The organism is Hymenobacter taeanensis (assembly GCF_013137895.1).
Classification (GTDB): domain Bacteria; phylum Bacteroidota; class Bacteroidia; order Cytophagales; family Hymenobacteraceae; genus Hymenobacter; species Hymenobacter taeanensis.
The window spans coordinates 1,524,153-1,537,480 of sequence record NZ_CP053538.1 but is presented as its reverse complement, the minus strand read 5'-3'; the positions used below and the strand labels follow the sequence as shown (position 1 = coordinate 1,537,480).

Genomic DNA, 13,328 nt, shown 5'->3' with positions numbered 1-13,328 from the left:
TCTGCTGTAATGATGAGGGCCTGGCTTGCACCTGGCCTAGCTGCCTGTGCGTACATCATTTGGGGCATTCTTCACGGGTGAGGGTTTCATTGATGCAGATGGCGGCCTGGCAGCCCTTTGCGGCGGCCAGCAAAGCCTGCTGGGTGCCGGGCGTAATGTCGCCGGCGGCGTAAAGGCCATGCACGGAGGTTTGCTGGTCCTTGTCCACCACAATGGCGCCTTTTTCGGAGAGCTTGCAGCCCAGCTGCTCCGCAAAAGGGCTGCGTTGGTGCTGGTGCGCGTGAATAAATACCGCCGTGCGGGCCAACTTTTCTCCGGTCTTGAACACGATGTGCTTCAGGTCCCCTTCCGGGGTGCCCTCCAGGCGCTCCACTTCCTCCTCTCGTACCGTAATGCCCTGGCGGCGCAGGCGGCGGCGGGCGTTTGGGGTCAGGCCCTTCCAACCATCGGTGCACACCGTAATGTCGTTGCTCCAGCGGCTTACCAGCAACGCTAGACCGGTCACGCTCTTGTGTTTGCCATATACCGCCAAGGGCTTATCGCGCACTTCCCAGCCATGGCAGTAAGGGCAGTGCAGCACTCCACTGCCCCACAGGTCGCGCATGCCATCGAGGGGCGGCAACTCATCATCAACGCCCGTAGCCAGTAGTACCTTGCGGGTGGTATACGTAGTGCTGTGACCGGTGGCGCCTTCCAGAGTCAGGCGGAAGTACTTACTCAGCACATCCACCTGCGTAACGCGTGCCTCCCGAACTTCTACTGACTTGTATGGCGTGAGCTGCTCCCGGCCCAGGCGTAGCAGCTCATCGGGCTGCATGCCGTCGCGGGTCAGGAACCCATGCACGGCCGGAGAGGGGGCATTACGGGGTTTGCCGCCGTCGCACACCAACACGCGGCGCAGGCAGCGGCCCAGCACCAGGGCCGCGCTCAGGCCCGCACTGCCGGCCCCAATAATCATCACATCGTAGTCGGTAGTAGGCTGGGCAGGGGCGCGGTGGCGGGGAGTGGTTGCAGCAGGCATAAAGCAGGGTTGGTAACGACGTATCTATACCGCTAAAAGGCCCTCGTGGTTAGCACCGATTGGCATTTGATAGGCACAAAAAAAGGCTCCCAATCATTGGGAGCCTTTTTTAGAAGGTAATTCAAACACTTATTCTTTAATCAGGCGGGTAGTCTTGGTTCCAGCCTGCCCCTTCACCTGAATCAGGTAGACACCCGCGGGCCACTGGCCTACGGGCAGTTCGTGCACTAGGCCACCCTTAGCTGCCGCCTGATGTACTAAGCGGCCCATCACGTCAAGCACTGTTACCTGATAAGGGCCTTCGCGTAGCGCGCTTAAATCTAGGTGTGCCTGGTTGGAAGCAGGATTAGGCACTACATTAATAGCGGCTTCCGTTTTAGTGAAGGCCACAGCTTTTACAGTGCTGAAGCTGGTGGTGCCATCCGAGTCAACCTGGCGCAGGCGGTAGTATACCGTTTGGCCAGCGGCTTTGGGCGCTACCTGCTCGTCGGTGAACTGGTAGGTAGTAGCCAGAGTTGTGGTGCCTTGACCTTTTACTTGGCCTACGCTGCTAAAGCTCTTACCATCAAAGCTACGTTCCACAACGAATTGGTCGTTGCGCAGTTCCTGGGCCGTGCGCCATGCCAGTTGGGCATCCTGACCGGCCGCTTTGGCCGTGAAGCTAACCAGCCTGACAGGGAGTGGGCCCGAAGTTGCCGTGATATTACCCGAGAACTCGGAGGTGTTGCCAACCGCTATGTTGTTAACAGTAGCCAACACGGTAGCAGTAGCAGTAAGCTTTGCGTTAGTTATCGATGTTACTTGTGTTGCGGTCAGAGGGAATGAGAAAATAAACCGGCTAGCGTAAGTCTCAGAACCTTGGTCGAAGCTTGGAACAAAGGAGGCACTGTTGTACGAACTGGATTTATTATCGCCATCGGCTGTGGAACCTTCCGTGGCGTTGAAGAGGTAAGTAGTGCCCTGCCCGAATGAGGTTGGGTCGGCGGCAGCAATATAGAACTCTACCAGGGAGCCGGTAGGGGCAAACCCAGTTACAATCAGACGGCTGCTGCTGATTTTAGCCTGCGTGATAACCGGGAAGTTTAGCAGCCCGTTGGCGCCGCTGGAAGCTGTTTTGCCGCTGGCGTTCTTCGTAACGTTATCCCCTGTAATTGTAGTAGTAGCTGAAAGGTCTATGCCTAAGCCGGTGTTTCCAGAAATGCTGTTTTCTGTGAACCGGTTGCCAGAAGTTCCACTCAGCGCTACAATTCCATCCCCCGAGTTGCCTGTGATGGTGTTAGTGCTAATCAGGTTATTGTTACCTGAAGTAATGCTTATACCGGCATCATCTGACGTAGTGGTGCTTACCCCATTTGAACTAATGGTATTGCCACTGATGATATTGTTGCTGGCACTTATTAGCTCAATACCAAACCCATTGTTGTTGCTGATATTGTTGTTATTAATAGTATTGCCAGAGGCGTTTGATAGCAGGATACCAGCTCCATCGTAAGCAATTGTATTAGCAGTTGCTGCCACTGAGCGGCCCGTACGAAACACATTATTGCGAAGTGTAACCCCTTGGGCCCCATTACTCAGAAGCACAGTGGCAATCGTGTTGTTTTGACCAGTTACGTCCGTCACGATAGAGCCAGAGGAGGTAGCACCCGTGAATACTATAGCAGCGCCATCTGCTAGCACGGCACCCGTGGTATTTAAGGCTCTACTACCAGCTGCTATACCAGCACCCGTAATATTCAGTGATGCAATACGGGTATTACCACCCGTAGCGGAAATTCCACCAGTCGTGGAGTTGCTGAAGTCTAAGATAATCTCACCCGCCAAGTTGTTAGCAGTAGGAGTAGTACCTTCTCCGGTTAGTATTGTCTGCAGTTTGCCGTCAATAGCCGTGTTGTTATCGGTGATAGTCGGCAATGCAGATAGCCCGGAAAAGGTAAAGGTCTTATTTGTTGCACTATAGCCAGTCGAAGCCGTCATGTTTAGGCGCAAGCCAGGCAGCGCGGTGCCAGTAGTGCGGCCATCGTTGAGCATGAATATGGCGTACTCACTACCAGCGGCGGGGTCAATGGCAGTTGTGCCAGTAGCCGGGGTGCCATTGAAAGCTTCCTGGTCAAGGCCTGCATTGGTCAGGGCGTTGCTATTGACGATGAACTGCCGCAAAGACCCTTGACCTGAGTTGTTGGAATTTACTACAGCATCAAAATTAAAGCCGAAGTCGGCGCCAACGGCCGTTGTACCAGTTGCTACCGTTACACCTACTTGGCTTTGGGCAATAGTTGTTGCTGTGTTCAAACTAGCAAGCGTAGTACCAGTAGTGCCAGCGCTAGCATCAACTTTCGTAGGGGTTTCTCCTCCTACATAGTCCGTTCGACCGTTATAAGTCTGTACTGGAATGAGTGTATTAACGGAGCCCGGCCGGCTGCTGGTCACAGTGTTATTGACCACCCGTACACTGTAATTACCTGCGACAGGATTAAAATTATATTGACCGCTGGCGTCAGTGTTTACTGCGGATACAAAAGTTCCGGACGAGTTATAGAGTTCTACGCGGGCACCTGGCCGAACTGAAGTGCCACTAGTCGTGAGCGGCCGGCCAGCACCGCCACCGTAGTTAACATCTTCAAATACGTAGCCTGTGATTGGGGTGACTGCAGTAGAAGAAAACGAAATTAGTAATGCATCGCCAGTGTGGCGCACATTGTTAGTGTGAATCTCTCCTCCGGCAGCGTCTGGCCGCAAATACATTCGGAATTGTAAGGTAGTTACTCCGGCATTGGAAATGGTAGATGCTAGTACCGAACCACTAGCAGCCCCGGAGCCAGTTGTAGCTCCAGGAACAATAGCATTATTAAGAATTTTATCCGCCGTAACATTGAGTTCAGGTGAACCACTTAATTTCGATAATATGACCCCTGGTGTAAGTAGCTCTAACTCGGTAGTAAAGCCAATGCCGCCTCCATAGTTGCCACCTAAGCCGGTTACATGAACCACTGGATTAGCAATTGGCCTATTAAATGTGATGGTTAGGTCCGCAAATTGATAGCGTGCATTGGGTGGTACAGTTTGGGGTAAAGGCTCAACAGAAACGAATAATTCAACTCCACGATTGACAGTTACCTCTATTCCTTGATTTACCCCATTAGCCGAAGTGTAATGTGTATTGTTAGAGCTCCCGTATGCACTAAGAACATCAAATAATACAGTAGAAGGAGCGGCCGTCGTTGTACTGATATTGCCGCCAAAAGCTACACCAGTACCCGTTGCTATTTTTGTTGTAGGCAATGTATACTGCTGGTTGCTTAACGAAAGCGTGGCTGTGGTCGTCGGAGTATACGTTGCAGGCGTGTTATCCGTAGGATTATTGGTATTGCTCTGAAACGTAATGACTTGGTTAGCAATTGTTGGTCCGTTACCAGTAGGGTTACCTGCTCCCGAGAAAAACTCCAATGTAGGGACGGTTTGTGCATGAGCGGTACTTAACCCAATAAAGCTCCATAGCAACAACGCTATAGCGTGTAAATTTTTGTTCATGAAATACTATGTTGTATGAAAATTTTTCTAATACATGTTTTTGCTGAAAACAGTATTGATTCAATTTTGAGAGTTTTAATTACCAATGTTAGAAACTGCATTCATGGTGAACGTATAAGTAGCTATATATTAGATACTATAATATTTCCCAAAACCGAGAATTGCTTCTCGATTTTAGAGATTTGCAAAAATAGGCGTTAAATAATAGATATCAATTTGATTATATTTATTAATTATTGAATAATGTTTATAGTGCTGAGCTTATGAAATCATCTCGTGTACCGTTCTTTGCATATGGTAATTCATTAAACTTAACTTATAAAAAAAAGCCCTTAACTCAGTTAAGGGCTTTTTTTTATAAGATGGATTTTCTCACCTATTCTTTGATAAATCGCAACGACTTGTTAAAGCTTGCACCGCTAATCAATACCTGGTAGCTACCCACGGGCAGTTCCTGCACCGACAGCGTTGGGGTAGTACCGCCCTCATAGCGTGCCTGGCGAACTACCCGGCCTACTGCGTCAATAATGCTTACCTGATAAGCGCCTTGGGGCAGACTTGTTAGGTTGAGCGTGGTGCTGGTTGAAGCGGGGTTCGGGTACAGGCTGATAGCGACTTCCGTTTTAGTGAAGGCCACAGCTTGCACGGCGCTGAAGCTGCTGGTGCCGTCCGTGTCAACCTGGCGCAGACGATAGTACACCGTTTGGCCAGCGGCTTTGGCCGCTACCTGTGCATCCAGGAACTGGTAATCGGTGGCCAGCGTGGTCGTGCCCTGCCCCTGTACCTGGCCTAGGGCCGAGAAGCTGCGGCCGTCGAAGCTACGCTCCACCACAAAGTGGTCGTTGCGCAGCTCCTGGGCCGTGCGCCACGTCAGCTCTGCATTCGGGCCGGCGGCTTTGGCCGTGAAGCTCGCCAACTGCACGGGCAGCGGACGTACCCCAATGGTGAAGGTGACGTTCTGGGTGTTTGTACCACCGTTGGCATCAATCGTTCTGATCTGAACCGTGTAAGTACCAGCCACCAAGAGTCGGTTGTTGGTTACTACAATCTGCCCGATCTGATTAGGATTAGTTGTGTTAAAATCAACGCCGGGAGGGAAGCTGCCTGATACACCAGCGGGTAGGCCAGTAGTTACGAGAGTAGCCGAGCTAACACCATCTTTCACTACTGCCTGAGGCGTAGCTGAGTTGTACGTGCCGCTATTTGCATCAAACACATTAGCCAATACATCACCTGTCAGGTAGGGGCTCGCGCCGCCTTTCACAGGGGTTGTTGTGTACGAAGAGTTAGCATCCTGTCCCACCGCAATAGTGTAGAGCGCAACATTCGAAGTGGCCGATGTGGGGGTGGCGTTGTCTGTAGCTGTGTACGTAAAGAAGGCGTTGCCTATGAACCCGCTAACTGGCAGATAGCGCAGCTGACCAGCCTCTGAGGCCGAGATTGTAGCGCCAGAAATCAGGGCCGTCGTGCTGGTGCCTATATATAGGCCACCGGAAGTGGGTACCGAAGCAAGAGTATAGCTCAGCGTCTGGCCAGCATTTACATCCGTAGCTACCAGCGGCGAGATAGGCTGGGCCGTGGTAGCCGTGTTCTCAATCACCTGATTAAAGCGTACCTCACCCGCTGGCAGCAAGTTGTTCACTACGTTGTAGGCCACTGGGGCATTGTTCGCAATGGTCGAAATGCTGGCTGAGTTTGAAGCAGCCGAGATGTTAATATCGGCGGCTGAGGTTACATTAGCTGTAATGTTTAGCGTGGTAGCCGTAGCTGGGGTCGTGAACGAGATGAAGTTGGTTACTGCACCGGCCACGCCGGGAGCCATAGAGGCAACCGTGGGGAAAGTAACAACCGTGTTGGCTCCTACAACCGCCGAAGAAGCACCTGCCGAGAACGTTAGATTAGCAGGCGTACCAGGTATAGTTACGGTCTGCACAACATTTGTGGAAGGCGACACCGCAGTGCTGTTGTTGGAGGTGGTAATCTCATACGTTACCCGTGAGCCTGGCTGGGCCGTGAGCGGACCTGCAATGCTGGTTTGCGCATCTGCCTGAGGCGTTACGTTTACCGTAGCTGAGGCCGTATTGTTGGAAAGTACTCCATCGGAGGTAGCCGAGTAAATGCTGGCCACTGCCGACACTGGGCCAGTGGCCGGAGCGTTAAACGATACCGTGTACGTACCGGGCAACGAAGACCCGCTTGCCAGGGAGGCCAGCGCCGCTGCCGTCGACTGGAAGGTTACTACCCCCGTGGTGGCGTTGTAATCAGCATTGCGAACCGTGCCGTTGTCTGTAACGGTAACGCCCGTCAGGCCTGGCTGCAACAGCAGCTGCGGAACCACGTTGGTTGCCGTGCCGGCACCTAAGTTACTGAATGTAGCGGTGAGCGTAACGCTGCTTCCTGCATTTACCGTGGTGGTAGCCGGAGTTAGCGTGGTACGTAAGTCAGCCGTGGCCGTAGTGACTGTGGTGGCCGTAGTGGCGGCTGTAGCGTAATTGTTAGTCGGGTTCGTATCGGTGCTGGTGGTCGTAACCTGGCCTACGGCCGAAAGTTGTGAGGCATCCGGCATAGTTACGACTATCACGCTGGAGGTAGTAGCTCCGCTGGCCAGTACTGCTACTGTTGAGAAGGTTACTAGGCCAGTAGCGTTGTTGTATGATCCAGTAGCGGCTCCGGCTGGGAAGGTTACGTTAGCCGTTCCCAGGCCCGCAGGTAGCTGCAAAGTAGGAATTACGCTAGTAGCTACTGCTGCGCCGTTGTTGGTGGTAGATACCACATAGGGCACAGGGTTGCCTACCGTAACAGTGGGCGGACCCGTAACCTGGATAGCTACATCGGCCGCAGGGGTTAGAGCTGTTACTACGGTAGCAGCATTGTTGGTCACAACGGTTTCAGCAGAGCTGGTACTTACAGCCGCAGAAACGTTCAGGTTAGCCGCCCCCGCAGGAGCTGTAAACGAGATGGTGTTGGTCTGGCTAAAGCCAGTGGCCAGCGGGTCAGGGAAGCGGATAGTAAGAGTGCCAGTGGTTGCGTTGTACTGCGAACCTGCACTCAGCGAATTCAGCTGCACGTTCGTCAGGCCCGTTGGCAGCTGCACCGTTTGCACCACGCCATCAGCCGCCGCAGGGCCGTTGCTTGCTGTAGTAACCGTGTAGCTTACTGTTTGTCCTGGCAGTGCCACTACAGGGCCAGCCAGTGTAGTGGCCACATCTACCAGCGGTGTTACCTCAACTTTAGTTTGAGCCAGGTTATCGGCAGGTATTGCGTCTGGAGTTGTGGTTGTTACGGCTGCCGTAGCCAGCACAAAGCCTTGCTGAGGTGCCGCGAAGGTTACCGTGTACGGTTGCGTAGCACCGGCCGCCAGCGGCGACGTCAGGGCCGGGAAGGTCAGAACCCCCGTGACAGCATTATAAGAACCGCCCCCCAGGTTGCTGAAGGTCAGTCCTGTGGGAAGAGATATGGTTTGCTGCACGCCACTAGCCGCGGCAGCGCCTGCGTTGCCTGCCATAATGGTGAGGGTGATGTTAGCACCCGGAGCCACATTAGCTGCCGAAGCCGAAATGTTCGTGTAGACGTTGGCTGCCGTACCCGTCCGCGTGGCGGGTGTGATGGTAGGACGAGTAGCAGCCCCGTTCAGCTGAGCAGTATTATTGTCTGTGCCAGCGGTAGGAGAGTTCAGGTCACCGGTATTGGAACCGGTGAAGCCTGAAGTAACTACAGCCGTCGGAGCAGAGAAACTAGTGTTGGGAGCTGTGAAGGTGATGGTGTTTACCTGCGACTGCCCGGCAGCCAATACCCCAATGGCGGGGAAAGTAACAACCGTAACGTTCAGCGTAGAGTTGTAGGCCACCATGCCACCATTGGAAGCGTAAATGCCCGCACCCGTAAGGTTACCCTGCAGAGTAACCGTCTGTTCTACATTGACGGCCGGAGAAATGGAGTTGACGTTAGCCGGCGTGGTGGTACCACTGAGGTTATTGGTAACCACGGTGTAGGTTACCTCGTTGCCAGCGGTTACGGTCGTGGGACCACCGATGGCCGTCGTCACGTCGAAGCGAGGCGTGATATCGATTTTAGATACTATCGTGTTGTCGGTAGTGGTTGTTTCGACACCACCAGCACCGCTGATATTAGCGGTAACCACTAAGGGGCTATTGAGCGGGGCTGGGAACGTTAAGGCAGTAGAAGCCGAACCGCCGTTAGCGGCTAGGTTGCCGATAGTAAGCGTCAGTAAGCCCGTGTTCTGGTTGTAGCTGCCGCCTGCAAAGGTGGTAATACCTGTAGAAGCATTAGGTGTACCCGCGGAACCGCCTACAGTGAAGCCCGTGCTCAGACCAGCTGGCAGCTGTACTGTTTCTATTACGTTAGTAGCAGCTACAGTGCCAGGATTGCTAGATACTACTGTGTAGCTAACAGAAGAACCAGCGTTTACTGTGGCTGCAGGCACCGTGGAGAAGCTGGTAGCCAGGTTAAAGGTAGTGCCCGATACGGCAACTGAGATGAAAGCCGTGTTGGAAGTAATGCCTGAGGTGTTATTCACCGTGTACGGAACAGTAGCGACCCCTGTAAAGCCCGCAGCTGGTACAAAACTTACCTGCCCGTTGCCAAGGAAAGTGAACGTGCCGCCCGTTACTGTAACAGCAGTAGTGCCACCGGCTGCTTGGCCGTTAACCGCTACTGTGCCACCATCAATGCCATTCTGGTCATTATCGGTAATTGAGAGCGTAACGGCGGTTCCGGGAGTAGTAGAAGCGAAATCGTTGTTGGCAACCGGAGCTAGTTGAACGGGTGCATTACCTGAGAATTCGGAGGTGCCTTGGTTGCCGTTTACCAGTGTCACCTGGGTTGCAGTAGCAGTAAGCTTTGCGGTGCCAGCCGTGAGAGCCGCTTGCTGCCCAGAAGTGAGGGCTGAAAGCGCAATAGCATAAGAAAAGCGATTTTGGCCGGTTTCTGTACCTTGGTTAAATCCATTAATCAGCCCGGTATAGTTACCCGTAGTAGCATCCAAGTCGTTTAGAGTAGCACTGGGGTTGCCTGTCGTGCCCTCGGTGCGGGAGAACAAGTAGGTTTGTCCCTGACCGAAGTTAGCGCCGACGGCATTCAGAGAAGCTGCATTGGGAGCGGAAATGAAGAACTCCAACAGCGCACCTGGGCGGGCAAAACCCGTCAGGTAAAGCATGCCGTTCCGGATAGTAGCAGTCTGAACAATTGGCATATTAGTTAGGCCATTGGCGCCCGTGTCGGCATCACCATTGTCATTCAGCGTAACGAAAGGCGAAGTGCCCTGGTTAGTATTATCTGTGCTACTCTCTAGGTCAATGCCGATTTGGCCACTAGCTGCTCCGCCGGCGGAGGTTAGTACGGAGCCGTTGCCGAAAATAGAGTTTTGACTGAAAGTGCTATTCGTAGTAGACGGCTGAGCCAGAATTCCGGCGCCGTAGTTGTTGCTGATGATGTTCTGGCTGATAGTGTTAGCCGTACCCTGCAAGCGCACGCCAGGAGTCTGACCCCCGCCATTCAAGCCATTATTGCTAATGGTGTTGTTGGTGACAAGAGCATTACCGGTGCTACCTGCCAAATCTACGCCTGGGCCTTGGTTGGCGGCAAACAGGTTATTGCGCACTACGCCGCCATTCACTCCCAAACGAATACCATCGGAAGAGGAATTACTAATAGCATTGCCTCTGATTTCGTTGCCTTCTACGAAATAACCTGTAGAAGTACCGTTGCCGTTGCTATTAACAATGAGTTCAATTCCTCCGGTAGCGTTGTAGCCAATCAGGTTATTCGAGATAGTGCCGCTGAAAAGGGTGGTAACATCGCCGCTGCTCTGCAGGAAAATGCCGTGGGCTGCTGACCGTGTAGTAGCGCCAGGGTCAGAGAAGCTACGCGCGGTGGTGCCAATCACGTTGCCCGTAATCAGGGTACCACTAGTAGCACCAGTAGTCACGTAAATGTTGCCCGAGGTAGTGTTGCTGGCCGAGTTGCCAAAGCCATAAATAGCCAGGCCTGTTATAGTCGTGTTGTTGGCAGCTAACGTTAAGCCGTTAAATGCACTAGTAGCTCCAGGGCCCACAAGTTGTACCTCTGGGCCGTTTAGCTGACTTAGCGCCGTCGCATTTACACCCACGGTGCCCCCATTACCCAGAGCTATATTATTGGTGTTGCCAACAATAGCAGTCTGGCGGGTGCCATCAATAGCAGTATTAGCATCAGAGATGGTAGGCAGTACCGTGGCCGGGCTGATAACAGCAACGCCATTGGTAAGGCCCGTAGCCAACCCAGCCCGCAAACCCGGGGTAGCTGTGGTTGAGGGGATCATAAAAATGCTGGTTTCACGACCAGCAGTTAGACCACTCTGCGCCAGGTTGGTATTAGCCAAGGCATTGGCGTTGATAATAAACTGGCGTAACGAGCCCTGACCCGCGTCTCGCGTGGAAGTTACAAGATCAAAATTGAAACCAAAATCAACACCTGTGGTGCCAGCAGCCGGTACGGTTACACTAGTGATGGATTGAGGCGTTAAGCCCGTGCTTCCGGTGCCTGTAGTAAGACTAGCTAAGGTTTGAGAGCCGGTGTTAGCAGCTGCATCCTGCTTTTCGGGGGCCTCGCCCCCTACCCGGTTGGTAACGCCGTTCACGAAGGTTTGCACTGCCTGAATATTGGCAGTAGTAAAGCCGGTATTGAGGGTTCGAACAGAGTTAACGGTAGAGTTTACTACGCGCACCGTATAGGTAGCAGCGGAGGGAACATTAAAGCTGTATAAGCCTGATGCGTTAGTAGTAGTAGTAGCAACAAAATTGCCGTTAGCATCATATAGCTCAACAGCCGCACCTGCTTGCCGGATAGCGCCAGAAGTAAAGCCTACTGCAGCCGCATTTGCTTCTGTATAGTTGCGTCCAACACCACCACCATAGTTAACATCATCGAAGATTGTGCCGCTCAGTACAATCGGGGTTGCGTTGATACTAGCGGAAGCTGAGTTGGGAGCGGTATTGGTGCCCTCATCAGACGTTGTGCTGATAGCAGAGGTAGCGGTTACTGTTCCAGAAGTCGGAGTCGTAAACGTAATAGTTGAAGTTAGAGAAGCTCCTATGTCCAGAGAAGTGGTGTTTGGATACGTAACCAGACCTGTATTGCTATTGTAGCTGCCTCCGTTTGTAGCCACTACATTGGCTAGGCCAGAAGGTAATTGTATCTGTGCCACTACTCCTTGGGCCGCCCCATCTACACCGTTGTTTGTGAAGGTAGCGTTGAACTGACCTTGAGCTCCCGCGACTACGGGCGAAGCCTGTGCCCTGAGTGTTGTTGTAACATCGGCCTGCGCGCTCCAGATGAATGAGGTTAGGCCAATTGTATGGGTTCGAGCGGTGTTAGCATCCACATAAGGAGCCGCGTTTCGGAAGGTTAACGTCAGTTTTTTAACAGGCGAAGAGAACGTCAATACCGTAGTGGCATTAACATCGGAGTTGCTGGTGCCAATACCCTGCACAGTATTATTGCCGATAAACTGATTAACGCCAGCGTTGGCTAGCGTAAAATTGGTAGCCGTCAGGGCGATTGGGGTAGTGGCTGCATCTGTGGTGTAACCGTCAAAGGTCACCTCATCAATGAAGCTACCAGCAAGCGTTAAGTCACGGTCAATATCCAATACAGCCATTGATAGGTTATTGACTGGACGGTCAAACGTGAATGTTACCTGCGACTTGCTGTCGGCTGGCTGTACACCCTGCGGGTTCTGCTGCCATACCAGTGAAGGAACAAGCAGCGCTTGGTTTGTTGCTATTGCAAACGTGTTGGTATTGGTGCCAGTTACCGACGAGGTAAACCCGCTTGTGCTAATATTGGTACCGCGTACTAAGAGGTTTGCGTGAGCTTTCCAGTCCTCGCCATTTGGCTGGCGGCTGAAATCAAGTGGATTGATGGCTACAGCAGGTACATTGGATACAGGCAATAGATAGAAGCCTGGGTTACCTGACTGGTTGTTGCTATCATAACCTGAATAGGTAAAAAAAGGGGCACCTTGGTATCCTGCTGCGGGCTGAAAAGAGAGCTGCCCAGCTTGTGTGGTGGTCAAGTTCTGCCCAATAGTTACCGCAGAACCATTAAGCAACAAAGTGCCTCCGGCAGCGGCTGGCAAAGTCAAAATCCGGTATCCAGTCAGAACAGTGTTATTTGCCGTAGTAGCACTCAAACTGGGTAATGTAATCAAGCCATTTTTGCTTGGAATATTTACCGCTGATTGGTCTGCCCCCCGAATATTAAAGGTATTGCTCGTTGTGTTATAAGAAGCTACAAACACAGTGTAATCAGCCGTTGTACTCTGGCCATTTGACTGGTTAGCCGTAAACGTGAAGGAACGAGCATTAAAATTAGTACTCCCATTAAGCACCGCTCCAGTGAAGTTAGCCGCTGGCACGAAATACAGATTCGCAGCTTGGCCAGTAGTGAGAGTAGTATTATTGAGGGTAACAGCCGTTAGAGTACCTGTGGTACCGCCTGCGTCCGAGAAATAGGCCAATCGGCCACCTTGGGCGGCAGTGGGTACGTTGTTAAGCGTGTATCCTGTGATTGTGGTGCCATTATCTGGTGCGGCTGCCAAAGCAGTGATACGGTAGCCATCACTACCAGTGGTGCTGGTCCGTACTGTGCTTGTTACGTACGGTACGATAGGTGCTGCCCACCCAGCCGATCTACCCAGACTAGTCCAGGTTAAGAGGAGAAGCAAGACTCGTAAGAGTGTTTTCATGAGCCGGAGAATGTATGTGAGTTATGTATT

At 52.5% G+C, this 13,328-nt stretch carries 3 protein-coding genes; all 3 read right to left on the bottom strand.

What is annotated here, in order from left to right; translation table 11 throughout:
• Positions 1 to 55 precede the first annotated feature (55 nt).
• Positions 56 to 1,021, bottom strand: a complete 966-nt coding sequence (locus HMJ29_RS06510; RefSeq protein ID WP_171590718.1) for an NAD(P)/FAD-dependent oxidoreductase — start codon at positions 1,019 to 1,021, stop codon at positions 56 to 58.
• 129 nt (positions 1,022 to 1,150) lie between these two features.
• Positions 1,151 to 3,313 (bottom strand): right-handed parallel beta-helix repeat-containing protein, encoded by a 2,163-nt coding sequence (locus tag HMJ29_RS06505; protein ID WP_171590717.1) that lies wholly within the window; start codon positions 3,311 to 3,313, stop codon positions 1,151 to 1,153.
• A 1,615-nt stretch (positions 3,314 to 4,928) separates the two neighbouring features.
• Positions 4,929 to 12,503, bottom strand: coding sequence for a right-handed parallel beta-helix repeat-containing protein (locus tag HMJ29_RS06500; protein ID WP_171590716.1), 7,575 nt, complete (start codon positions 12,501 to 12,503; stop codon positions 4,929 to 4,931).
• Between the last annotated feature and the right edge of the window lie 825 nt (positions 12,504 to 13,328).

Bases quoted from the DNA above. Each gene is read 5' to 3' on its own strand.
- HMJ29_RS06510 (WP_171590718.1), bottom strand. From the start codon at position 1,021: ATGCCTGCTGCAACCACTCCCCGCCACCGCGCCCCTGCCCAGCCTACT.